The 24,372-nt window shown below is 57.1% G+C and carries 22 protein-coding genes and 1 tRNA gene; 17 read left to right on the top strand and 6 right to left on the bottom strand.

What is annotated here, in order from left to right:
• Positions 1-15: 15 nt before the first annotated feature.
• From CGLUCO_RS05680 to coaD, 7 genes are read left to right on the top strand one after another with little or no spacing between them, the layout of a single operon-like run.
• A complete protein-coding gene (locus tag CGLUCO_RS05680) occupies positions 16-984 on the top strand; it encodes a thiamine-phosphate kinase (protein WP_005392344.1) in 969 nt (322 codons plus the stop codon).
• A complete protein-coding gene (locus CGLUCO_RS05685; RefSeq protein WP_084036134.1) occupies positions 984-1,652 on the top strand; it encodes a uracil-DNA glycosylase in 669 nt (222 codons plus the stop codon). Before CGLUCO_RS05680 ends, CGLUCO_RS05685 begins: the two co-directional genes overlap by 1 nt.
• 10 nt (positions 1,653-1,662) lie before the next feature.
• Entirely contained in the window at positions 1,663-3,054 is a 1,392-nt protein-coding gene (locus CGLUCO_RS05690; RefSeq protein ID WP_231286176.1) for a DAK2 domain-containing protein, read from the top strand.
• Between the two features lie 3 nt (positions 3,055-3,057).
• Positions 3,058-5,166: an ATP-dependent DNA helicase RecG gene (locus tag CGLUCO_RS05695; RefSeq protein WP_005392354.1), complete on the top strand. Its 2,109-nt coding sequence runs from the start codon at positions 3,058-3,060 to the stop codon at positions 5,164-5,166.
• A gap of 41 nt (positions 5,167-5,207) precedes the next feature.
• Positions 5,208-5,429: a biotin/lipoyl-containing protein gene (locus CGLUCO_RS05700; RefSeq protein WP_005392355.1), complete on the top strand. Its 222-nt coding sequence runs from the start codon at positions 5,208-5,210 to the stop codon at positions 5,427-5,429.
• Positions 5,430-6,002, top strand: a complete 573-nt coding sequence (rsmD, locus tag CGLUCO_RS05705) for a 16S rRNA (guanine(966)-N(2))-methyltransferase RsmD (RefSeq protein ID WP_005392357.1) — start codon at positions 5,430-5,432, stop codon at positions 6,000-6,002.
• A gap of 8 nt (positions 6,003-6,010) precedes the next feature.
• Complete coding sequence (gene coaD, locus CGLUCO_RS05710) at positions 6,011-6,490, top strand: pantetheine-phosphate adenylyltransferase (protein ID WP_005392359.1); 480 nt, start codon at positions 6,011-6,013, stop codon at positions 6,488-6,490.
• Positions 6,491-6,822: 332 nt separating this feature from the next.
• On the opposite strand, the gene CGLUCO_RS05715 is transcribed toward coaD, so the two are convergent.
• The 3 genes from CGLUCO_RS05715 to CGLUCO_RS05725 are packed head-to-tail and all read right to left on the bottom strand — an operon-like array spanning position 6,823 to position 9,448.
• Positions 6,823-7,587 (bottom strand): amino acid ABC transporter ATP-binding protein, encoded by a 765-nt coding sequence (locus CGLUCO_RS05715; protein WP_005396170.1) that lies wholly within the window; start codon positions 7,585-7,587, stop codon positions 6,823-6,825.
• Positions 7,588-7,600: 13 nt separating this feature from the next.
• The gene (locus CGLUCO_RS05720; RefSeq protein WP_005392362.1) at positions 7,601-8,500 is read right to left on the bottom strand and encodes an amino acid ABC transporter permease; all 900 of its coding nucleotides are present in this window, start codon (positions 8,498-8,500) and stop codon (positions 7,601-7,603) included.
• A 9-nt stretch (positions 8,501-8,509) separates the two neighbouring features.
• The gene (locus CGLUCO_RS05725; protein ID WP_005392363.1) at positions 8,510-9,448 is read right to left on the bottom strand and encodes an ABC transporter substrate-binding protein; all 939 of its coding nucleotides are present in this window, start codon (positions 9,446-9,448) and stop codon (positions 8,510-8,512) included.
• Positions 9,449-9,664: 216 nt separating this feature from the next.
• Between CGLUCO_RS05725 and CGLUCO_RS05730 the strand changes: the two genes are divergently transcribed.
• The 4 genes from CGLUCO_RS05730 (at position 9,665) to CGLUCO_RS05745 (ending at position 14,028) form a co-directional block, all read left to right on the top strand.
• A complete protein-coding gene (locus CGLUCO_RS05730) occupies positions 9,665-10,648 on the top strand; it encodes an ABC transporter substrate-binding protein (protein ID WP_232621854.1) in 984 nt (327 codons plus the stop codon).
• Positions 10,649-10,758: 110 nt separating this feature from the next.
• Complete coding sequence (locus CGLUCO_RS05735) at positions 10,759-11,835, top strand: FecCD family ABC transporter permease (protein ID WP_005392365.1); 1,077 nt, start codon at positions 10,759-10,761, stop codon at positions 11,833-11,835.
• Positions 11,835-12,659, top strand: coding sequence for an ABC transporter ATP-binding protein (locus CGLUCO_RS05740; protein WP_005392367.1), 825 nt, complete (start codon positions 11,835-11,837; stop codon positions 12,657-12,659). Before CGLUCO_RS05735 ends, CGLUCO_RS05740 begins: the two co-directional genes overlap by 1 nt.
• Positions 12,652-14,028, top strand: a complete 1,377-nt coding sequence (locus tag CGLUCO_RS05745) for an MFS transporter (RefSeq protein ID WP_084036135.1) — start codon at positions 12,652-12,654, stop codon at positions 14,026-14,028. Before CGLUCO_RS05740 ends, CGLUCO_RS05745 begins: the two co-directional genes overlap by 8 nt.
• Positions 14,029-14,162: 134 nt before the next feature.
• Here CGLUCO_RS05745 and CGLUCO_RS05750 read toward each other — a convergent pair.
• Positions 14,163-14,246: transfer RNA gene (locus CGLUCO_RS05750), tRNA-Leu, on the bottom strand.
• Between the two features lie 86 nt (positions 14,247-14,332).
• Between CGLUCO_RS05750 and CGLUCO_RS05755 the strand changes: the two genes are divergently transcribed.
• From CGLUCO_RS05755 to CGLUCO_RS05765, 3 genes are all read left to right on the top strand, one after another.
• Entirely contained in the window at positions 14,333-14,833 is a 501-nt protein-coding gene (locus tag CGLUCO_RS05755; RefSeq protein WP_005392371.1) for a hypothetical protein, read from the top strand.
• Between the two features lie 72 nt (positions 14,834-14,905).
• Positions 14,906-17,512: a DNA polymerase I gene (polA, locus tag CGLUCO_RS05760; RefSeq protein ID WP_232622031.1), complete on the top strand. Its 2,607-nt coding sequence runs from the start codon at positions 14,906-14,908 to the stop codon at positions 17,510-17,512.
• A 104-nt stretch (positions 17,513-17,616) separates the two neighbouring features.
• The gene (locus CGLUCO_RS05765; protein ID WP_232621853.1) at positions 17,617-17,847 is read left to right on the top strand and encodes a hypothetical protein; all 231 of its coding nucleotides are present in this window, start codon (positions 17,617-17,619) and stop codon (positions 17,845-17,847) included.
• Positions 17,848-18,117: 270 nt separating this feature from the next.
• On the opposite strand, the gene CGLUCO_RS05770 is transcribed toward CGLUCO_RS05765, so the two are convergent.
• Positions 18,118-18,870, bottom strand: a complete 753-nt coding sequence (locus tag CGLUCO_RS05770) for a class I SAM-dependent methyltransferase (RefSeq protein WP_084036137.1) — start codon at positions 18,868-18,870, stop codon at positions 18,118-18,120.
• A 263-nt stretch (positions 18,871-19,133) separates the two neighbouring features.
• Between CGLUCO_RS05770 and rpsA the strand changes: the two genes are divergently transcribed.
• The 3 genes from rpsA to coaE all read left to right on the top strand — a co-directional run bounded on the left by rpsA (position 19,134) and on the right by coaE (position 23,038).
• On the top strand, positions 19,134-20,582 hold the full coding sequence (rpsA, locus tag CGLUCO_RS05775) for a 30S ribosomal protein S1 (protein WP_005392378.1): 1,449 nt from the start codon (positions 19,134-19,136) through the stop codon (positions 20,580-20,582).
• A 380-nt stretch (positions 20,583-20,962) separates the two neighbouring features.
• Positions 20,963-21,331, top strand: coding sequence for a hypothetical protein (locus CGLUCO_RS05780; protein WP_084036138.1), 369 nt, complete (start codon positions 20,963-20,965; stop codon positions 21,329-21,331).
• Positions 21,332-22,435: 1,104 nt separating this feature from the next.
• A complete protein-coding gene (coaE, locus tag CGLUCO_RS05785) occupies positions 22,436-23,038 on the top strand; it encodes a dephospho-CoA kinase (protein WP_231286178.1) in 603 nt (200 codons plus the stop codon).
• A gap of 129 nt (positions 23,039-23,167) precedes the next feature.
• On the opposite strand, the gene CGLUCO_RS05790 is transcribed toward coaE, so the two are convergent.
• Positions 23,168-24,247 (bottom strand): glycoside hydrolase family 183 protein, encoded by a 1,080-nt coding sequence (locus CGLUCO_RS05790; protein ID WP_005396185.1) that lies wholly within the window; start codon positions 24,245-24,247, stop codon positions 23,168-23,170.
• Positions 24,248-24,372 lie beyond the last annotated feature (125 nt).

A 24,372-nucleotide genomic window follows, 5' to 3' on the forward strand; every position in this document is an offset into this window, starting at 1 on the left:
ACTAGGGTAGCCGGTGTGACTAACGAGCGCCTAAACACACCGACCCTTGCAGAGATAGGGGAAAAGGGAGTGATCGCGGCCATCCAAGAGGTGGCCCCAAGCATGATTAACGGAGATGATGCCGCTGTTCTCACCATCGGTCCTCCGAATACTCGCACGGTGGTGACCACAGACATGTTGGTAGAAAATCGACACTTCAAGCTCGACTGGTCGACACCAGAGGAGATCGGGCACAAGGCCGTTGTACAGAACTTCGCGGATATTCAGGCGATGGGAGCCCGCCCGATCGCTGTTCTCATGGCGCTTTCGGCACCGCCAAGCACACGGCTCAGCCTCGTTACGGGAATCGCCCGTGGGATTTATGAACGGATCCAAGAGTTTTCTGCGGAACTTGTAGGTGGCGATCTCACCGCAGGGAACTCTATTGTCTTATCAATCACCGCAGTGGGCTCACTGGGTGGAAGTCAGCCACCACTGTCTCTCAACCGTGCACGACCAGGTCAAAGCGTTATCGCTTGCGGTTGTATCGGGTATTCGGCAGCTGGCCTTGACCTATTGAAGAAGTTTGGGCGCGACCATGTACCCGTGGAATTTCTCAAGCTTGTCCGCGCCCACTGCACGCCACCTCTGATGCCAGACCGGGGTGTCGTCGCTCGCGCCACGGGAGCTACCGCCATGACAGATAACTCTGACGGTCTCATCACAGATCTCACTACGATCGCAGACCGTTCGGCGGTGACGATTGAGCTCAATCCCGCCGCCATCGAGCCCGATCATCGCCTTCTTCGCGCGGCAGAGGTGCTGGGAACGGATCCCTGGAAGTGGGTTTTGTCCGGCGGAGAGGATCACACGCTGCTTGCTACAACGACCGGCGAGAACGTGTCAGGATTCCGTGAGATCGGCCGAGTGATCCGTAGAGGAACCGATCCAGTTACCATCGGTGGCGAGGCTCCCACGTGGACAGAAGGGTGGAAATCATACTGATGGAATCGAGTCTTCCAATCGAATATGGCTGGCAGGAGGCGTTAGCACCCGTGGAGGACGAAATCCACGCAATGGGCGCTTTTCTCCGCGAGGAGGTCGCCGCAGGGCGTGGGTACCTGCCCCCAGGAGACGATATTCTTCGCGCCTTCACGTACCCATTCCACCAGGTAAAGGTGCTTATCATTGGCCAAGATCCCTATCCCACTCCGGGGCACGCAATGGGTCTTTCTTTTGCTACCCGCCCAGGGGTACGGCCCCTTCCACGGAGCCTCTCTAATATCTTCACAGAGTTGGCTAGCGACCTCGATTGCGATAAGCCAACGGATGGAGATCTGCGCCCGTGGTGCGAACAGGGAGTGGCTCTCTTCAACCGGTGCCTGACCGTACAGCCAGGTAAACCGGCCTCCCATCGAGGCCGGGGATGGGAGCACGTGACAGAGCAGGCCATCCGAGCCCTTGCCCAGCGAGATCGGCCCCTGGTAGCGATTCTGTGGGGAAGGGACGCACAGACCGCTCAGAAGTTTCTGGGAGATACCCCGTGTATCAATTCACCGCACCCGTCGCCGCTGTCAGCGTCGAGGGGCTTTTTCGGCTCCCGCCCTTTTAGTCGAGCCAACGAGATCCTGGAGGAGCTCGGGGCCACCCCGGTGGACTGGCGCCTGCCCTAGAATGAGCGTCATGGAGATTACCGGTGACGTGCTCGTCCAATGGGCGCGGCTCGCGACGAACGCGCTGCAGGATGCCTGTGAAGAGATCAACGCCCTCAACGTCTTCCCTGTACCCGATTCCGATACCGGTTCGAACATGGCTCACACCATGCAGGCGGCACTGGAAGAAGCGGAGAAGCTTCCTTCGGGCGTATCTTTCCAACACATCGCCCAGGCTTTGGCAACCGGAGCTGTCCGTGGAGCACGCGGCAATTCCGGTGTCGTTTTGTCGCAGGTCTTCCGCGGACTCGCGCGTGTGTCTGGATCCAGCGCTGATATGAGCGACGTAGCGGCGAGCCTCGAAGCGGCTGTGCAGCTCGTGACGCAGGCTATCGCCGACCCGAAGGAAGGCACGGTGCTTACTGTTTTGCGTGCAGCCGCCACTGCTGCACGGGAGCCCGGTGCCACGGTAAGCCACGTGATCGCTGCGGCCAATCGAGCGCTCGCGGAAACACCATCCCAACTAGCAGAACTGAGACGCGCGGGGGTCGTCGATGCGGGAGGGCGCGGATTATGCGTCATTCTTGGCGCTTTGGGAGATGCCCTCGCTGGTGGTATCGGAGCACACATCGCTCCTGACATTGAGGTTAACGGGAGTTACCTGGAGGTGATGTTCTACTTCGAGTCACCAACTTTTGACACAGACATCACTGTGTTCGAGGGGGACAGTTTCATGGTCGCCCGAGACACCCCGACGAGCGGAACTATCCACGTGCATACGCGCCGGGCAGGAGATCTTATCACCGAGGCGTTTACTCGGGGAACAGTCACCCACCTACGTATCGAGTCGCTGCCGGAAGATCCACGGGATACCGCGGTGGATATCGTCGTACCCGAGGAGGCCCAGGACATCTTCCCTGAAGCGTCAACCTTGGCGCGCAACCATGGAAGAGCGATGGTGTACGTGTCCTGTGGTCTTCCTATTCCACGATCTCTGCCACTGACAGCGGAGGTTATCGACACAAACAACCTCGTGGAGGCAGTAGCCGCAGTGAGCATGTTTGATCCCCGACTGCCTCGGAGCCAAGCTGTCGACACGATGCAGCGGGCAGCGATGCAGGTTGCATCGGCTGAAATTACTCGAGACGTGGCGGAACCCGCAGACGTGGCGCAAAAAGAAAACTCCACGACGGGCTCGTGGCGCGTCCATGTTATTGGACACGACGACATCGTGGCGAGTACGCCCGAAGCTGCGGTCTGTCAGGCAATCAACGAGTGTGCTAGCACCACAGCAGAGGTTGTGACTATCATCGGCCCCATACAGGAGCTGGATCAGGAAAAGGTTGCTGCGTGTGTATCCGCCGTTCCCGCTGATCTGGTCACACACGAAAGCGATACATTTTTTGAGATCGGGGTGGAATGACTCGTGTTGGGTTGGAAGGACTCGCGTCCACTGACAGACCTGCTACCGGCCACAGAGTGTCGCGCGTTGAAAAAGAATTTCGGAATAACGAGTGTTCCTGAGCTTCTTCTCAATTACCCGCGCCGGTACATCGATTCAGCTCAGGGAACAGCGCTCATTGGTGCCCAGGACGGTGACATCGTCACCGCCATCGGCACCATCACCCGGACATGGTCCACAACCACCCGCAAAGGGATGAAGATCTTCCACGTCACAGTTGATGACGGTGGGGTAGAGGTCACCTGCGTGTTCTTCAACTCGGCATACTTATCCCACGTGCTCATCGAGGGATCCCGTGTGTTGGTGACAGGAAAGGTGAAGTCCTACCAAGGCAAACCCCAGCTATCTCACCCCGGATTCCTTGTACTCAACTCCACTCACAAGGGCACAGGTCAGATTAAGGAGTTATCGAAATACCCGGACGCGGAGGGGATCCTTCGTCGGCTCACTGCTTCTCCATGGACACCGATCTACCGGGGTACGTCCAGCTTTCCCTCGATGCGGATGTGGGCTGCCACCTCCGAAGTGTTACGGCAAACACCGCATATTTCTGAACCTCTCGGCACCCCGCCGGAGGAGATGGTGGACTTTGACACGATGCTGCGCGGCATGCATGTTCCCAGCACAGTGTCTCCCTATGCGTGCGAGCAGCGCGCTCGGTACAACGAGGCCCTTAGCCTTTCGCTCGTAATGGCATTGCTTCGCGACGATCAGTCGCATCGTCGCGCGCACCCGTGCGCACCCCTCGACGATGGCGGCTCTCGCCGCCAACAATTCATCGAGAGTCTTCCCTACACACTCACCGATGGACAGCAGTCCGTTGTCCAGGAGATTTCCAGCGATCTAGCAAAACCAACACCGATGTCTCGGCTTCTCCAAGGAGAGGTCGGATCCGGGAAGACCGTCGTCGCACTCATCAGCATGTTGCAAGTAATTGATGCCGGCCACCAGACCGCTTTTCTTGCTCCCACCGAGGTACTCGCACAGCAACACGCACGGTCGCTGACCCAGCTTCTCGGGGCTGTTCCCGCGCGTGTGGTTTGCCTCACGGGATCGATGACAGTGGCGCAGAAGAAGGATGCGCTGCTCAAAACGATCTCCGGAGAAGCAGATATTGTCGTCGGCACGCACGCGCTTATCCAAGATACGGTCGAGTTCTTCGATCTCGGCATGGTGATCGTGGATGAGCAGCACCGCTTTGGTGTGGAGCAGCGCGATATGCTGCGGAACAGGGGGACTAACGGCATTACTCCGCATCTGCTCGCTATGACAGCAACACCGATTCCCCGTACTATCGCGATTACCGCTTTTGGAGATTTGGAGGTCTCCCTTCTCACAGAACTTCCTGGTGGACGAAAACCGATACGCTCTGCTGTCGTATTCGAGGGCAACGATGCGTGGATGAACCGTGCGTGGGAACGCATCCGGGAGGAAGTCCAACAGGGCCACCAAGCTTTCATCGTCTGCCCTAGGATCGACGGGCCAGGAGGCGTCGAAGAGGTGTATGAGCTCTTAGAAGGGCAGATTTACCCAGATCTAGCCGTTGCACTCCTCCACGGCAAGCTCCATCCGGACGATAAAGAGGAAATCATGACTGCCTTCGGCAAGGGTCAGATCGACATCCTTGTCTCAACTACGGTCATCGAGGTCGGCATCGACGTGCCCAACGCCACCATCATGATGGTGAGAGAATCAGAGAACTTTGGGGTGAGCCAGCTTCATCAGTTGCGAGGCCGTATCGGGCGTGGAGGATATGAATCGTGGTGTCTTTTCCACACTCTTGCGCTACCCGATTCCGAGCAATATGCCCGGTTATGCGCTATCGCTAACACAAATGACGGCTACACCTTGGCCACACTCGACCTGGAAACCAGGCAAGAAGGCGACATAATTGGCACATCACAGTCCGGCAGTCGGAAACAGGTACGGTTGCTGAGCTTTGCCCGTGACGGCGAACTCATCGAGCACGCAAACAAACACGCCGACGAGCTTGTCCACGCGGATCGCATTCTGGCAGAGGAACTCGTCGCAGATATCGGCTCCAATGTCGCCGAATATTTGGAGAAGTCCTAGCGGTTCCGCGCTTCGGCGTGTGACCGATTAGACTTAGCGCCATGGAAATTTGCGCACCATTTGCCGGTATCGTGCACTTCAGTGTGACCGAAGGACAGACCGTGAAGGTGGGGGACACACTCGCCTCTGTGGAAGCAGTCAAACTGGAGGCACCCATTGTCGCGCCGGGGCCCGGCGTCATCTCCTCGATTCACGTAGCGGATTACTCGGATGTGTCCGGTGGGGACGTGCTTCTGACCCTCAGCGAAGGCGAAGGTGCGTAGATGGCACGGATTATCGCTGGTCTAGCGCGCAGCAGGAAGCTAAAAGTTCCTGAGGAGGGTACGCGCCCTACGAGCGACCGTGCTAAAGAGGGGCTGTTTTCTTCCCTCGACGTGCGCTTCGGTTTCGCTCACCGACGTGTCCTCGACCTATTTGCAGGTTCCGGGGCTCTCGGCTTGGAAGCCGCATCACGAGGTGCGGAGATGGTCGTGCTCGTGGAGTCGAATCCCAAAGCCGCCGCCATCTGCCGAGACAATGCGAAAGCTGTCGGTATCAACGGTGTGTTTGTTGAAGAGACGAAGGCTTCTACCTATGTCGCTTCCGCGCCGCGGGAGCATTTCGATATGGTGCTCGCTGATCCTCCCTATGATCTCGCACCTGAGACAGTCGACGAGATTGTAGAGGCACTTCGTCCATTGCTTCGTGACGAGGCAGTTGTCGTTTTTGAGCGTTCAACTGACTCGCCTGAGCCAACGTGGCCGGATGATTTCCACCCCACGACCCAGAAACTAAAGAAGCGGACGTACGGCACGACTCGTTTCGATATGGCTGTGTACCACAAGACGGAAGGATAAGCCGTTCTATGACTACCGTGTGCTGCCCGGGGTCGTTCGACCCGGTGACACTTGGGCACCTGGACATCATAAAGAGAGCTGCGGCCCAGTTCGACCACGTCGTCGTTCTGGTTACGGTGAATAAGTCGAAGAAGGCGATGTTTACCCCAGAGGAGCGGATGAACCTGATCCGCGAGTGCGTTCACGAGCTCCCCAACGTGACCGTGGACCACTGGGAGGGGCTCCTCGTGGACTACACCACAACGCACGACATCACCGCGATGGTGAAAGGTTTGCGCTCAGGCCTGGACTACGAGTATGAAAAGCCGATGGCTCAGGCAAACAGCAAACTGACAGGTGTAGAGACGTTTTTTCTCTTGACTACGCCCGCTTACGGGTACATTTCCTCGTCAATTGCCAAGGAGGTAGCTCTTCTCGGTGGTGATGTGACAGGAATGCTTCCGGATAATGTTATCGCTGCGCTAGAGCGCAAACGCGGGGAGTTGTAGGCTCAGCTACCATCCGCTGGGCGCGAAAAGATCGCTCAACACTACTCAGGTTGTTCTCGGTGGGGTGATGAACGCGAACCCAAACGACTGCCGGGCGGGGGTGTCGTCCGGCGAGAGGGATGCCAACTGTCCCGCTCCGGGATGCGTCAGATGGGCCAGCAGGCGCACGAAGGCAGGTCAGCTCGCTGGGAATCGCACAACGCACAACCCCGCCCCATAGGTGCTAAACGCTGTGTGGCGGGGTTGTTGATGCGCGTGAAGCGGGGGAGACGAGAACCCTCTGACTCCAGGGAGACGAAAGCCCTCTGAATCCTGCGCGTACGTGAGCGGATTTACTTCAAAAGGGTGGAGAGGAACTGCTGGGTCCGCTCGTGCTGTGGGTGGTCAATGACCTCGGAGGGGGAGCCCTTTTCAACGACTACTCCATCAGCCATGAACACGACCTGATCGGCCACCTCCCGGGCGAACCCCATTTCGTGGGTGACGACGAGCATGGTCATGCCGTCGGCGGCGAGCTTCTTCATCACGTTGAGTACCTCACCTACGAGCTCGGGGTCGAGAGCTGAGGTCGGTTCGTCGAACAGCATCAGCTTCGGCTTCATCGCCACCGCGCGGGCGATCGCCACGCGCTGCTGCTGCCCTCCGGAAAGCTGAGCCGGGTAGGCCGTGGCCTTGTGGGCGAGACCGACGATGTCGAGAAGCTCCATAGCTTGCTGCTTGGCCTCGTCCTCAGAAACACCCTTGACCACCATGGGCGCTTCCATGATATTTTCCACAGCGGTGCGGTGGGGGAACAGGTTGAAGTTCTGGAAAACCATACCGATGCCGGCACGCTGAGCGGCTGCTTCCTTCTCCGTGATCTCGTACAGGGTGCCGTTCTTTTCCTTGTAACCGATGATCTGCCCATCGATGTAGAGCCTGCCGGCGGTCACCTTTTCAAGGTGGTTGCAACAGCGGAGGAATGTGGACTTACCCGATCCCGAAGGACCGATAAGTGTGGTCACAGTGCCTGTGGGAACCTGCAGGTCAATACCCTTGAGCACGTGAAGGTTGCCAAAGTCCTTGACTACTTGCTGAGCGTCAATCATTAAAGTCATGGTGCAGTTCCTTTTAGTCCTTGATAATCACGTTGCCAGGGAGTTTGCCTTCAGCATCTGCCAGGGCAGCGAGCTGGCGGGAGCTGAGCTCACGGGTTGCACCGCGCTCGTAGTACTTCTCCAGGTAGCTCTGGGCAATCATCAGTACGGAAGTAATGGCGATGTACCACGTTGCTGCAACGAGAAGGAGCGGCACCGGTTCAAACAGGGAGTAGGAGATATCCGTTGCCTTACCGTACAGCTCATAGGTGTACGGGACGGCGACCACGAGGGATGTGGTCTTCAGCATGGAGATTAGCTCGTTGCCCGTCGGGGGAATAATAATCCGCATGGCCTGCGGGAGCACAGTGCGCTTCATCGTCTGCCACCAGCTCATGCCCAGCGCCTTGGACGCTTCGTACTGGCCCTCAGGAACAGCCTGCAAACCTGCGCGGACGACCTCTGCCATGTAGGCGGCCTCATTGAGTCCGAGGCCGAGGCACGCGAGAAGGAACATATTGGAGAGGAAACCCTGAAGGTCGAACTCTGCGAATCCGAGATTGATTGTCTGGTAAATGGAGCCCAGAAGACCCCAGAAGACCAACTGCACGTAAATCGGTGTTCCACGGAAGATCCACAAGTAGATCCACGAAAGGCCACTGAGCACCGGGTTCGGGGACATTCGGAGCACAGCGAGGATCGCGCCGAGCACGACACCGATCACCATGGCGATAATAGTCAGCGCAATGGTGTGCAGTGACGCTATAGCGATGCGTTTATCCAGGAGGTACTGGAAGTACGTATCCCACCCATACGCTTCGTTGCGCGCGGCGCTGAAGACGAACAGGGCGAAAAGGATGAGAAGAATAGTGGCGAACACCCACCGCCAGGGGCGCCGCAACGGTTTAGCTTCGATTGGTTTTGGTTCGTTCATTGCTTTTCCCTAGCTTTGCTGTGAATTCTTCGTTGTATGTGGGGCTGAAGCGAGTGGCTCGCCGTTGATCTTTGCCTCATCGATGAACGTATCGTTCAGATTCCATTGGCCCATGATTTGCTCGTAATAGCCGTTTTCAATGAGATATTCGAGAGCTTTGGCTAGTGCTGGGGCGAGATCGGAGCCCTTCTTCACTGGCCAGCCGTAGTAGGCAGCGTCGTAGATATCGCCAACAAGCTCCATCCGACCGCCAGCTCGCGCGACGGCGTAGGCATTGACAGGTGCGTCAGCAGAGAAGGCATCGACACGGCCGAGCACAAGCGCGTTTGCTGCGGTATCGGAAGAGTCGTACGCCAGTTTGTGAATTGCGGGTTTGCCCTGGGTCACGCACTCCTCGGAGCGACGATCGACATCGTCGGTGTCGGAGACCGTACCGCGCTGGACGGCAACGGTGAGTCCGCAGGCGTTGTCCGGATCGACGTTACCGCCGGGCTGCTGGGACCACTGGATACCGGCAACGAGGTAGTCCACGAAGTCGTAGTTCTTTCGTCGCTCCTCGGAATCAGTAAAACCAGCCGCGCCGAATTCCACAGTGCCAGCACTGATCGCCGGGAGAATCATCGGAAACTCCTGCTCCACAGGCTTAGCCTCAAGCCCCATTACCTTAGCGACGGCCGCGGCCAAGTCGATATCGGAACCGATGATTTCACCGGCGGAATTCTTGAACTCCATGGGGGGAAACGGCGGGTTAGTTCCGTAGAGAAGGATGCCATCTGCGGCGACCTCTTCTGGAACCATTGCGGCGATTTCGGGAACAGTCTCCACCTCAACGGGTGTCCAGCCCTCGGGGTGACCTCCCTCATCATTGACCACGCATCCGGTAAGTGTGGTGGACATCGCGATGATGCCAGCCACTGCTGTACCTTTAACCCAACTTTTCATGCGCATAACTGTATCAAATGTTTATACATTTGCCAACTCTGCAGAAAATTGTGCCCTGAACAGCCTAGAGAGGTTATTTAGCGTGGCCCTCTTCGTAGTGAATATACGGTTGAGTGCAAGAAAATGTGTCGAAGTCACTGTTTCTGTTCGAACGTATGGCGACTTACACTATCTAGAGGAAAACATTGAGCGTGGACGCATAACGCGGAAAGGAATGTTGCTGTGGAAAGATTCGTTGGATCTCTATCCTCTGCCGAGGGACGTAGTAAGGTGACGCTTGTGGCGATCCTCCTTGCAAGCCTGAGCATCCTTACTTTGGTCCTTGCGGGTTGTTCGGGGCCCACCGCAAGCGATTCTCACACATCTGAATCCTCAGCAACGTCCCGTTCTTCTGCCGGCGGGGAATTTCCTGTTTCGATCCCCAGCGACACTGGCGGGGATGTGGCAGTCAAGGAGAAGCCCAACCGTATCGTGTCTCTCAGCGCCAGTGCTACCGAGACCCTGTACGCCATCGGTGCAGGGGATGCTGTGGTGGCGGCGGACAAGTATTCCACCTACCCAGAAGAAGCCCCAAACGAGGAGGGGCTAAGTGGGCGCAGCACGAATGCTGAGGCCTTGCTGACCTACGACCCGGATCTGGTCGTTGTGTCCTTCGATGCAGCAGAATTAGTGTCTGGGCTTACAGCGGTGGGCGTTCCTGTGCTTGTCATGCTGCCACCGACGACGGTGAACGGTGCCTACGAACAAGTAGAAAGGCTCGGAGTGGCTACCGGCCACGCCGAGGAAGCGGACGCAGTCGCCGCTGATATGAAGGCGAAGATTAGCGACACCGTTGAAAAAGCAGCCAAGAAGGGCGAGGGTAAGACGTACTTTCACGAGGTGACCATCGACTATTACACAGTCTCGAACAACACGTTCTTAGGTGACGTGTACGGCCAGTTCGGGCTCACTTCCATCGCGCCGGACGATGCCAGCGGTTACCCCCAGCTGACCGAAGAGTCCATCATTGCGTCCAACCCGGATTACATTTTCCTCGTCGACCACACGTCTGAGCAGCTTACGCCTGAACAGGTCGCTGCCCGTCCCGGCTGGCAGTCCATCACTGCGGTGAAAGAGGGGCGGATCATTCCGCTGGATGAGGATCTCGCCTCCCGCTGGGGTCCACGCCTTCCGGAGTTTGTTCAGCAGATCGCAGATAGCTTGTAAGTAGAGCTCATCGTGCAGGTACTATCCGGCCTGTCCCGCATTTTATCGAGTCGATTTCCGGTGCGACCGACGCGCGTCTAGAGATCAGAGACGTGCGCCTAGAGATCAGAATGGAACTGGGCGAGGGGTTGATTGATGCGGTGCACGGGGCGGTGAGCATTGCAGCGAAGGAAGAACAGGTAACCTCACATATCGTGCGAACTCGCAAGGTTTTGGTTATGGCGGTGGCAGTGGTGCTGCTGTGTATAGCAGCTATTGCTGCCACCTCTTCTGGTGCCCTCGGGATCGGGTTTGGCGATCTCGTATCCCATGTGACGGGGGCGGCTGCCCTCAACGAGAGGGACCTCGCGGTGATCACTCAGATCCGTCTTCCACGCGTGGTCAATGCCCTTATCGTCGGGGCTACACTCGCAGTTTCCGGTGCTGTGTTTCAAACACTATTCCGCAACCCTTTGGCGGATCCCTACTTCTTGGGTGTATCTTCGGGTGCCAGCCTGGGCGTTACCGCTGCGATGATGGCGGGGGCATCCAGCGCCGGTGTGATTCCTGCAGCGTTCGTCGGTGGTATGGCGGCGGTTGGCATCGCCTTCTTGGTTGCCACAGGCGCCGGTTCACACCCGACAGTGATCGTCCTCGCAGGGGTAGCCGTGTCGGCTTTCGCTGGCGCAGTGCAAAGCTACCTGCAAATTCGGGACTTGAAAAAGTTAGAGGGGGTCTACGTTTGGTTGCTCGGTAACCTTGGGCGAGCCGGTTGGAAAGACATCGCCACTGTTTTGTGCGTTGTTGTTCCCTGCTGGTGTGCCATTCTCGCGGCAAGCAAGGCGCTGGATGTCCTGACATTGGGGGAAGCCGAAGCCCAGACTCTCGGGATAAACGTCCAGCTTGCGCGAGTAGTGCTCATTGCAGTGGCGACGCTAGCAACGTCGGCAGTTGTCAGCATCTCCGGCCTCATCGGGTTCGTGGGAATTGTGGTGCCACACATGTTGCGCCTCATGGTTGGTCCGGGACACGGGTTCCTGTTGCCATTAACTATTGTGGCTGGCGCTGGATTTCTGCTTGCCGCTGACACGATTGCGCGGAGCATTCTCGCGCCACAGGAACTGCCCGTTGGCGTGGTCACAGCCTTTATTGGTGCACCATTTTTCCTTTTCCTACTGATCAAGGCTGCGCGTGGGGGAGTCAGGTGATGAGTGAGAATGCCATTGTGGTCGAGGATCTTGTTGTCCGCTATCGCGGTTCGTCGGAGCCGAGCCTTGCTGATCTTACGTTGACTGTCCCCGCGGGGGAGTGGCTTACAGTTATCGGGCCCAACGGATCCGGGAAAACTACGTTTATCTCTGCTCTGTGCGGGCTCGTACCTTTCACAGGTGCTGTGCGCGTCGCGGGGTTAGTCCCGAGGAAGGCGCGTGCACGGGATTTTGCCCGCAAAGTTGCGCTTTTGCCACAGCAGCCTGTGGTTCCAGCAGGAATGACAGTGCGCGAGTATGTCCGTTTGGGGCGCTACCCGCATTCCACCACGCGTGCGTACGACAACGACATCGTGGCTCGCACGCTCAACCAACTGGGAATCAATTCCCTTGCAGCGAGGGACGTAGCAAATCTCAGCGGTGGCCAGCAACAGATTGTGGCTTTGGCACGGGCGTTCACCCAAGAGCCGGAAGTTCTCCTCCTGGATGAGCCGACAAGCGCCTTGGATATTGGCCACGCACAGCACGTCCTGGAGTTGGTGGATAAGACGCGGGTGGAACGTTCACTGTCTGATCAGGGACCGGACGCGCGCAGGCTAACAGTGATTGCCACCGTTCATGATCTTCCGCTGGCTGCCCAATATGGAGACCGCCTAGCGCTCATCGCAAAAGGTCGACTGCAAAAGGTGGGCTCTGCAGAAGAGATCCTCACAGAGGAGACGATCTCGCGCGAGTACGGTGCGACTGTCGCCGTTTCCGAAATAGCAGGGCGACCCGCAATTATTCCCGTACGTCGAAATAGTAAAGGAAACACCATTGACTAATGCATCGGCCGGGCTGTCAGCCTACGATCAGCTCGATTCGCGCCCGCTCACTCGTCACCAAAAGTCCCTCATCGGACTCGTTGTTGTCGGCAATCTGGCCGAATATTTCGACATGTTTCTCATCGGCTTCGTCGTCGCCCTTCTTACCGGGCCATGGGAGTTGACGGGGATGGAAGCCGGGTACATCCTTGCGTGCGCAGGCCTCGGCAACGTGCTCGGCGCGATCGTGTGGGGGAGGCTAGCCGATTCCCTCGGACGTAAACGCTCCTACATGTGGTGCGTTATTCTATTTGTCACCTGTACGGGGCTCACGCTCGTCGTTCCCGATCATGGTTGGGCTCTTCTCGGTCTGTTGCGTATCGGTGTGGGCATCGGTGTCGGCGGGCTGAATATCTCGTCCATTCCGTACATTCAGGAATTTGTCCCAACTTCAAAACGAGGGCTTCTTGCCGGTCTTGGCAGTATTTTTATCCCGGCGGGTCTGTTTCTCGGTTCCGTGGCGCAGAAAGCCGCTGGTGAAGACTGGAGAATCCTCATCGTCCTTGGATGCATCCCCATCTTCCTCCTGTTCTGGCTCGCCCGGGTTCCTGAGTCGCCGCGTTATCTGCATATGCGTGGCAGGGTTCATGAGGCCCGGGGTGCTCTTGCGTGGGCGATGGAAATCGATGTTGCGGAGGTCGGTTACCTACCGCCGATCTCGACTGACTCCCCCGCACGCCCTGCACAAAAGCGTGCACAGGCCGGTTCCTACAGACTCCTGCTCTCCAAGCACTGGTTCTCGCTCATCCTGGTGGTGCTGGGCACGTTCTCGTTTATCCTCGGAGCGACGACTGTCCAATCCTGGGGGCAGACGCTCTTGAAAGACGGGTTCGGCTATTCGGTGGGCACGATTGCCTCGATGTTTATGCTCGCATCGTTCCTGGATATCCTCGGGCGTCTTGGTGCCGCCTACCTCGCCGATATCATCGGTCGCAAGCTCGTTCTCTTTATCTGGGGGCTTATCGCCACCGGTGGCTGTGTACTCGCTGCGCTTTCCGACGCTCCGGGGGACGGCCCTCAGTTCTTCGTTGCGGTGAGTATCATCCTCATGTTCGGCGATGGGGCTTTCGGTATCCTCAACTCCCACGGTGCCGAGCAGTTTCCCACGCCCATCCGTTCAACGGGGCTTGGTCTTGGATACGGTCTCGGCGCGACCGCCAAGATCGTGGGGCCCGCACTTCTCGGCTGGCTTATCGGAAGCCAGGCAGTCGCCGGCGACATGACTCTGAGCGTGATTAGACCGGCCTTCACCTTCTACGGCGCGTGTCTATTTATCGGTGCGATAACGTACCTGTTTACCAAGGAAAAGAAGGGAATACGCTTGGATTAACCAGCGACCGTCATCGATCCCTTAACCCCTAATGAGACTGTTGGCACCTCTTAGCTTCTTAACCCGGTGCCCCAGGTACGACGTAAAAAGAGACCACCTGATTCGTAGGAACCAAGTGGTCTCTTCGTGCGATGTGCCGACACCGGGAGTCGAACCCGGACGCCCGCAAGGGCGCTGCATTTTGAGTGCAGTGCGTCTGCCAATTCCGCCATGTCGGCCTCGAGGAAATATACTAAACCACAAACCACGGCTAAAGGAAATCGCTAGTACGTGCGCACAGTGGCGCCGAGGAGGACTGCAGCACATGCAGAAAATGGGTGCAACGTTCGTGACTGTCGGTTGCGTTTTGTTCGGTCTCATTTCACCGGCGTGGGCGGGAGACGCACACGGCCCACAGCCGGATGATCGGGCCAGTGCTTCTGTGGCTTCCGACAAAGTGGCGTCTCATTTTTCCCCCGACGCCGTTTCGAGCACGACATCGAGCGATAAACCGGATCTGTTCTACTGGGGAGATAAAGTCAGCTATGGGGATGAAACCGCCGTGTTCTTCGATCCTCGTTTCTGGCCAACCGACGCACTCATGAATCAGGACACCGTCAGCCGTCTCCTCGCAGAATCCGGAGCCACGGCGGACCAACAGGAAGTTCTTAGGCAATCGGCGCGCGGGCTCCAGGCATTCGCCGTCGGAAAGGCCCTCTTCGTTAGCGTGTTGGTCCTCCTCGGACTCGTCGGTGCATACGCAGTATGGACGCAGGGATTTCCGCAGCTTCCACAGCTACCCAAGATCCAGCTGCCATTTTCCTAGACCCGTCGCGCTAGAGTGGGTAACGTGACTGACGGAACTGAAAAAACTCTCCTGCTTATCGACGGCCACTCCATGGCATTCCGCGCGTTTTATGCGCTGCCGGCGGAGAACTTCTCCACCACAGGCGGGCAACACACAAACGCGGTATATGGATTTTTGTCCATGTTTGTCAACATTCTGACAAGCGAAGAGCCAACCCACCTGGCGGTTGCCTTCGATGTCGCGAGAGAGACGTTCCGCAACGAGTTATTCCCCGAGTACAAGGCTCAGCGCGCACCAACCCCTGAGGAATTCAAGGGGCAGGTGGAAATCCTCAAGGACATTCTCCACGCTATGGGTGTCACTACTGTGGAGAAGCCGGGCTACGAGGCTGACGATGTCATCGCTACACTCGCCACCGCAGCGACGAAACAGGGGATGAAGACCCTCATTGTGACGGGAGACCGGGACTCCTTCCAACTGGTAAACGATGATGTCACCGTGCTGTACCCCACACGTGGCGTGTCCACACTGAACCGTATGACACCCGCCGCCGTGGAAAAGAAGTACGACCTCACGCCTACCCAGTACCCAGATTTTGCGGCTCTGAGAGGGGACCCCAGCGACAACTTGCCCAAGATTCCAGGTGTTGGTGAGAAGACCGCGACCAAATGGATCAAAAAGTACGAGACCCTGGGCAATCTCCTTGCACATGTCGATGAGATCAAAGGTAAGGTCGGTGACGCGCTGCGTGAACGCGTGGATCAGGTAGCGATCAACCGTAAGCTGACGGAGATGGTGAAGGACCTCCCACTCGAGGTCTCACCTCTACAGCTGGAGCGGGGAGATGCCGATGTCACTGAAATCTCCAACCGCTTCGACGAGCTTCAATTCGGCGTAAATCTGCGCGAGCGCGTACTGCAAGCTCTGGGGGAGGATAGTCCGGAACCCGAAGCCACCGTCAATGCACCGGAGGTTACCGAGGCCTCTGAGGCTCTGCCTGAGTGGCTCACAAGGAACAGGGATGCCGGTATCGCCATGGCGGTTGACGGCGACCCCAAACCCAGCCAAGGAGATTGCACCTTCGCTGTTCTTGTGGCTACGGATTACACCTCCCAGACGGTGGATTTTTCTGCGCTCGAAGGCAAGGAAAGGGATGCCTTCGCTGAGTGGGTTAGTTCCGACGATCCCAAGTTTTTGCATTTTGCAAAGCGGACGTATCACAAGCTTATTTCCCGTGGTTTCACTCTCGGTGGAATTGCACATGATACGGCCATCGCTGGTTATCTGTTGCGTCCTGGGCAGCGCACTTACGAGATCGCCGATGTCTACCAGCGTCACCTGCAAAAACAGCTCCCGCAGTCCGATGGGCAGCTGTCGCTTCTGGATGATTCTCCCTCGGAGCCCCTTCTTATTGAGGCTATGGCAGTTTTAGAGCTGGTCCCACGGCTGACTGACGAACTTTCAGATATTGAATCTCTCGAGCTGTACACCGACCTGGAGATTCCTCTCATCACCATTCTGGCGGCCATGGAAGACACTGGTATCGCGGTAGACACGCATACGCTGGAGGAACAGCTGGATGGTTTCGTCGACCTCGTCGCTCAGGAGGAGGAAGCAGCGCGAGACCTCGCTGGTGATCCCTCTCTGAACCTTTCTAGCCCTAAGCAGTTGCAGGTGGTTCTTTTTGAGACCTTCGATCTGCCGAAGACGAAGAAGACGAAGACGGGGTATTCCACTGCTGCCAAGGAAATCGAGGCGCTGGCAAAGAAGACCGATCATCCGTTCTTGCAGCACCTTCTGGCGCACCGGGAGTACTCGAAGATGAAATCCACGTTGGAGGGTCTCATCCGCAGTGTCGGCGGGGATGGACGTATTCACACGACGTTCAAGCAAACCGTGGCATCAACTGGGCGCCTCTCCTCCACGGATCCGAACCTTCAGAACATTCCGGTACGGACGGACGCTGGCAAGAAGATCCGCTCCGCCTTTGTCGTCGGCGAGGGCTTCGAAACCCTGCTTACTGCGGATTACTCTCAGATCGAGATGCGCGTCATGGCTCACGTGTCTGAGGATGCCGGCCTGATCCAGGCGTACAAGGACGGTGAGGATCTGCACAATTACGTGGGTTCCAAAGTGTTTGATGTGGGGATTGATGAGGTGACCCCGGAGCTTCGCCGCCGAGTAAAAGCAATGAGCTACGGCCTCGCCTACGGATTGAGTTCCTATGGGCTTGCAGCTCAGCTAGACATCCCCCAAGGTGAGGCGAAATCCATCATGGATAGCTACTTTGAGCGCTTTGGTGGGGTGAAAAATTACCTCCGCTCGGTGGTGGATGAAGCCCGCAAAGACGGGTATACTTCCACGCTCTTCGGGCGTCGTCGATACCTTCCCGAGCTCACTTCCACCAATCGGATAGCACGTGAAAACGCCGAGCGCGCGGCGCTGAACGCACCGATTCAAGGCACGGCAGCCGACATCATCAAGGTGGCCATGGTGAGGGTTAACCGGCGCCTTGATAGTTTGAAATCCAGAGTGTTGCTACAGGTGCATGATGAACTCGTCCTTGAAGTGGCTCCGGGTGAGCTTGAGGAGGTTTCGCGGATCGTGTCCGAGGAGATGGACGGTGCGATCTCCCTGCGTGTGCCGTTAGAGGTATCCACTGGGCACGGGACGAATTGGGACGAGGCGGCGCATTAGTCATGATTCTCGTCGTCATAGCATTGGCTGCCATCGCCGTTCTTGCCGTAGTACTCTTCGCTCTCGTGTCACCGTCCCGGTCGGGCGAGACAGTGCAGCGACACATGATTGAATACATTTCCGATGCGCCAAACCATGACATCATTCTTCGAGCGGTATTTCCCCGTGCTCGTATGGTGATTTTTGAAGATGGTGCAATTAACGTCGACAAGCGTTCCTATCCGATTGAGACTGACCTCCTGAACCTGACAGCTACCGGCCGGAAAGGCGAGCAGGATCTGCACGATCGAATGCGCTTTGCCCGAGTCGACGGTTGCTGGGTCATTCAGAATTAGAGTAGTGCGCCGCGTGATGAGCTACCTTTTGCGCAGTGGGCTACCTCTTGCGCAATGGGCCACCTTTCGCGCAATGGGTCACCATTCGCGCAATGCTCAACCACAGGCGTCGACAAGTTAGAAAACCTAATCCGAAGAACCCGAACCAAAAACGGAAACATGAAAGAAAAATGAAAACTTGGGAACGAAAGGTCTGCACCAAGGAAGGATCGGAGCCTGCGCACTGGCGGCGTGGAACAATGCTGAGAGACTGATGTCTCCCGGCACCGTTTAGGGCGCGTAGGTTGAGCAGAAAATAATCGAGCCGGGGAAAATGCGGCCTCGTAAAGGCGACCACTGTCCCCAATTTTCGGTGAGATCGTCCGGCCACTCCGGCTCGACAATGCTATCGATACGAAAGTTCGCCGCTACAAGATCTCTCACTCGATCCCCGATAGTGCGGTGCGTTTCTACATAGGTGACTGTGCCATCCTCGGTTTCGACGTAGGGGGAGCGGTCGAAATAGCTAATCTGCGCAACGAGCCCGGCCGGGCCGGGATCATCAGGGAAGATCCACCTCATTGGGTGGTTAACGGAGAAAACAAAACGGCCTCCGGGACGGAGAACCCGGGCAGCTTCCTGCATCACTGTCTCCGGGTGAGCGACGAAGGGAATTGCGCCGAAGGAGGAAAACACCACGTCGAAGGAATTGTCAGCGAACGGCATTGCCGTCGCGTCAGCCTGGACGAGGTTTAGGCTGCTCTCTGCCTGCGCGAGCATCCCCGCAGACAAATCAAAAGCGACGAGGAGGTGAGGAGACCGGCGGCGCGCAAGCCACCGCGAACACGGAGCGGAACCACAACCGACCTCCAATACGTCAAGATCCGTAAGATCACCTAATAAATCGGCATCCTCTTCCGTTACTCGCTCGGGGCACCAGTAAAATGTGTCAAAGTAGCCCTGGTGTTCCCTGTGGTAACGGCCAGCATCCCCGTCCCACCAAGAGCGGGAGGCGTGTTGGGCATCAGATTCGTCGAGGCGCATACTCGTATTTTATTTGCAAGCGGGGGATATGTGCACTACCCTAGGTGAAGCGTCTCAATGCGCATCCTTTGCTGGTTGTCTAGATAGGAGGGTAACCAGCGAAGATGTGCGGGATCGTGTGCGAGTCGCAGATACAACGTCAACACGCTTTTCAGGCGATGCCCTAAAAAGTGCTGAATTGTTGGGTCTGTCCTGCTCTAACACGAGACGAGGTGCAACTGTCCAATTTCGATTTCCTATCTAATTCGGAGCAAACAATACATATGCCCACTAACAACACCCCTCAGGTAGCCGTCAACGACATCGGCTCCGCTGAGGACTTCCTCGCAGCAGTCGACGAGACCATCAAGTACTTCAACGATGGCGACATCGTTGAAGGCACCGTGGTCAAGGTTGACAACGACGAGGTTCTTCTCGACATCGGATACAAGACTGAGGGTGTCATCCCCTCCCGTGAGCTGTCCATCAAGCACGATGTCGATCCCGACGATGTGGTCGAGGTTGGCGATCAGATTGACGCCCTCGTCCTCACCAAGGAAGACAAGGAAGGCCGTCTCCTCCTGTCCAAGAAGCGTGCACAGTACGAGCGCGCATGGGGCACCATCGAGGAGCTCAAGGAGAAGGACGAGCCGGTTACCGGTACCGTCATCGAGGTAGTCAAGGGTGGCCTCATCCTCGACATCGGACTCCGTGGCTTCCTGCCTGCATCCCTCGTTGAGATGCGTCGCGTTCGCGATCTCGAGCCGTACATCGGCCAGGAGATCGAGGCCAAGATCATTGAGCTGGACAAGAACCGCAACAACGTTGTTCTGTCCCGCCGCGCATGGCTTGAGCAGACCCAGTCTGAGGTTCGCTCCGAGTTCCTCCACCAGCTGCAAAAGGGCCAGGTGCGCAAGGGCGTTGTCTCCAGCATCGTCAACTTCGGTGCATTCGTCGACCTCGGCGGTGTGGACGGCCTCGTTCACGTCTCCGAGCTGTCTTGGAAGCACATCGATCACCCGTCCGAGGTTGTCTCCGTGGGCGACGAGGTCACCGTCGAGGTTCTCGATGTCGATCTCGACCGCGAGCGCGTCTCGCTGTCCCTCAAGGCAACGCAGGAAGATCCGTGGCGCGTCTTCGCACGCACCCACGCCGTGGGCCAGATCGTTCCCGGCAAGGTCACCAAGCTCGTCCCGTTCGGAGCGTTTGTTCGCGTCGAGGAGGGCATCGAGGGCCTCGTCCACATCTCCGAGCTGGCTCAGCGCCACGTGGAGGTTCCGGATCAGGTCGTGTCCGTTGGCCAGGAGATCATGGTCAAGGTTATCGACATCGACCTCGAGCGTCGTCGCATCAGCCTCTCCCTCAAGCAGGCTGACGAGGACTACACGGAAGAGTTCGACCCCTCGAAGTACGGCATGGCCGACTCCTACGACGAGCAGGGCAACTACATCTTCCCCGAGGGCTTCGATGCAGAAACCAACGAGTGGCTCGAGGGCTACAACGAGCAGCGCCAGGAATGGGAAGCTCGCTACGCCGAGTCCGAGCGTCGCTTCGAGCTCCACACTGCTCAGATCGAGCGCAACCGCGCCGCCGCTGCAGAGGCAGCAAGCTCCGAAAAGGGTGGCGCAGACGTTGCGAGCAACTACACCAGCACCGAGGCTCCGGCTGCCGAGGGTTCCCTCGCTTCCGACGAGCAGCTCGCTGCACTGCGTGAGAAGCTCGCTGGCAACTAAGCCACGTGAGGCTTTACAGCCGTACATAATGACCCGCTAAAATGCGGTTCAACGAGGATCCGGATCTCCAAAGGAGGTCCGGATTTTTGTGTTGCAACAAAGACAAGGGCAGGTAGAAGGGGGCTGCCTGACATGCAGGTTGGTCGTTTCCGGAAGGAACAAACCCATCTAGGGGCGGCAGCCCAAAGGTCGCTCACGTAGTCACAGTCTTGCCCCTCCATCGCAGGCCTAGGCACGATTGCGGGCTTTACCCATGTTCTGTGCGGGCATAGAGTACGTGCTTTCTGTTTGTTGACGACAGCCCTTTTGGTGGAAATGGGCTATCGGAAGATGATTTCCTACAACTGCGGTAACATAGGGCACCGTCACGATGTACAAGTGTGAGGAGCAATGAGGAGCGCAGTGAGGTGAATAAGCCAAAACAAGTAGCGGAGGCGGACATCCTTGCGCTCATTGGTAGCCTCACCAACGTGGCTTACACGGAGACAACCCACGAGGGGATTGAGTACGAGGTGTATGAGGCAGACCGCGTCGACGTCCCCTCGCTGCGATCCTTACCGTGCGTCCAGGACGCAACGTTAAGAGAAAAGTCTGTCATCATCTCGCTACGGCCTGCATACAGGGATTCCCTTACCATTCCCCACCATGAACTTCCTAGGATCTATCGATGGGTTCTTCTGGTACTCATAGGCATCATCATTCTTGTCGCCTTCGCGGCCGCGTGGATCGCCCGGCATCCCATCTTCTAATGTGCGCCCCTCTGAGAAGAACGTGGCGACTATAGCTTTAAGCTGGTTACCATTTGGCACAGCTCGTTTTCACCGTGAATCCGAGTTGGGACAGGTTAGTGCCCTCTCGGTGGGGGACGTTCGTGCTGGCGGTGGATTGGACGTTGCTGGGGACGGTGGCGTGGATGATTTGTCCGTTGAAGTCCCGTTCGAAACTGCGGTAGTGGCCGTTACGTTCTCACCAGCACGCCACCAAACCCCCAGGTCCGCGTGTCAAGGGTGGACCTCTTCACCACTCGTGACCTCAGTCGGTGAGGGAAACAGTCAATCACGGTGCCCACGAGCGTCATACGCTCTATAGGAGGCGATCCTGGGATCGTGCCTAGAATTCCGAGGGAAGGACGAAACCATTGATCAACTGGCAGGTGTCACTACCGTGCCCTCCTTGAGGATTATGCGATGCCGGGCAATGACGGTAGAAGAGCCTGGATCTGTGGCCAGAATGCAGCGACCCCACCGCCGGCAAGGAGTAGGATGCCGACCACTATGATTCCGATGGACGCGGGCCCAAGCTGACCATCCTGCTGGATGAACAGCGGTTAAAGATCCTCCTTGAGCTCTCTTTGAAGTTGGCTGTTGGAGGAAGGGAGAGACAACATGGCTGCGGCAGTGCGATCCTTGATCGTTACGGATGTGCCTTCATCGCACGCTCTGTATGCTTCAAAAATCGAATCCGCGAAATCAGCGGGAACGAGACCTATGCTCTCCAATTCACTATTGTAGGTAGCTTCTTCGATTTCTCCGTTCTTGTACTGCTCTTCTAGGTGCCTTCTAGGTGCCTTCTAGGTGCCTTCTAGGTGCCTTCTGTGGTGTCTAGTGGGTTTTTGGATTCCGTTTCCAGAAACTATCTGGACTCCGTGTCCAAAAACTACTGGGACATAACAGTTCTAAAATAGGGGCAGCGCGGGTTTCCTAGGCCTTCTTATCCGGGAAACGTCAAAAAGCTGTCTTGACATCGGCGTTGACTTTTAGGATTGAGGGTGTATGGGACTCCTTTTGTGGTTGGATGAACAGCGCTGCGCGACTGACTCAAGAGATGTGGACAATGAGAGGAAGGGTTACGTTATGCTCGTAGGGCTAACCGGAGGAATCGGCAGTGGGAAATCTACGGTAGCGTCGATGTTTGCGGATGCGGGTTTCGCCCTCATTGATTCCGATGCCATCGCCCGTACGGAAGTGGAGACTCCCGAGGTAATGGCGGAATTGGTGAAACGGTTTGGCGAAGATATCCGCACGGGGAATGCTGAAGCGCCACTTAACCGGACGCTGTTGGCACAGCGGGCATTTGCAAGTGACGAGGCAACCGAAGCGTTAAACAGCATTACTCACCCGGCCATCCGGAATCGCACCCTCAGCCTGATTGCATCGGCAGACCCAAAGCACAATCCCGTTCTTATCGATATGCCGCTGCTTGTGGAGACCGGTTTTCACGCGAAATGTGATGCCGTGGTCGTGGTTGTTGCCCATCCGGATCTGCGTGTCGACAGGCTTGTGACGATGCGAGGACTCGACCCGGCCGATGCGCGTGCTCGCATTAACAAACAGGCTACAGATGCTGAGCGCGCGGCCGTTGCTGATTACGTGCTGGACAATAACAAAGACCTCCTGCACCTGGAAGCCCAGGTGCAGGAGGTTATCGCTGAACTTTTGTCACGGGAGAGCAAATAGTCAGTCCACGTAGAATCGCAACTCCGGAGTGCTAAAAGCGCATCGCCGGCATGAGAGTGAGGATCCTGTGGCGTTGCTAGCCTCCGCTGGAGAGTACCTCAGCAGAAGCGCGCTTGGCATGCTGGATCGCTATTTGTAGGTTGCGGTACCGGCGTTCGTCAGCCCATCATCCCACGTTGCATTCGGGCGCTCGGCCAGAAGCGCATCCAGATTCGTGCGCATGAGCATGACGTTGTAGTTGGACCACGTGGTCAGGACGTAGTAGAGGTCTCTCCCGTTCTGGTGGGGCAACATGAAGCCACCGTATAGGTCGTAGAGTGTGTCGACATCTACGACCATCGTTTTCTCGGACCACGGGCCTTCAAGAGCGTCCGCAGTGCGGATGACGAGGCCCCTGCCATCGGTGTACATGGCAATGAACTTGTGGAGGTGCTCGTTCCACGCAACGGAGAGCTCACTGACCTGATCATTAATGACGGGAGTAGCAGCATTCAGGTCGGGTACCCAACCGTCAGGGGTGAGATATTCGAAGGCCGCTTCGTTAGGGAACTGACCAATGGGGGCACGGCCGAGGATCGCAGCCCCGTTTCTACCTGAAGGAGTGGAGAAACGGTAGACAAAGCCATTGCTCTCAACGAACGCGGACATCTGCGCTTTCTGGTTGCCAGAGCGGAATCCAGGAAGGAAATTAAGCGCAGCTGGAGCATCCGTGTTTGTACGGATTGACTCGGGCACGATTGTCCAGTGAACACCGTCGTTCGAGCGAACAGTTGCCGCATAGTTGGTGACCCAATTGCCGGGCTTGTCCCAGTTTCGCACCGACATGTAATCGATGTACTGCGTATCGCCGATGGCAATACCTGCAGTGGGGATAGTTGTGTGCTCGATGCCAGGAACCTTCATTGAGGGGATGAACTCGGTGGCGTGGCCTCCGGTCATGTACCCGTTCTTGCCCAGGGCGTCGTGGATGGTGAACCCATCGCTGGAGGTGTAATCGTGGGAGCGCAGAATAGCGTTTGACCGCCAATTATTCACTGCAAAGTTGCACGCCATTGTGTCGCCCAACACGAGCATGGTGTTGCCCCTCTGGTCATCATAGGCAATGCCCAGATCGGTTCCAGTGACATCGTAAACTCGGTCCGTGCGATCTGGAGAGCCAGGCCCGGTGACCAGCTGGGTTACCCCCGTATGCCCCTTGAGGATTGGCATGCCACCTGGTTGTCCTTTGAGAAATGGGGGGTTGGAACTTCCAATGTAGTTCTCGTCCTTAGTGTATTGCCGACTCGATTCAGAAGACTGCGAAATTCCACTTGAAAGCGATGATCCGTTGAACA

Origin of the sequence: Corynebacterium glucuronolyticum DSM 44120 (assembly GCF_030440595.1) — a bacterium.
GTDB classification, from domain to species: Bacteria; Actinomycetota; Actinomycetes; order Mycobacteriales; family Mycobacteriaceae; genus Corynebacterium; species Corynebacterium glucuronolyticum.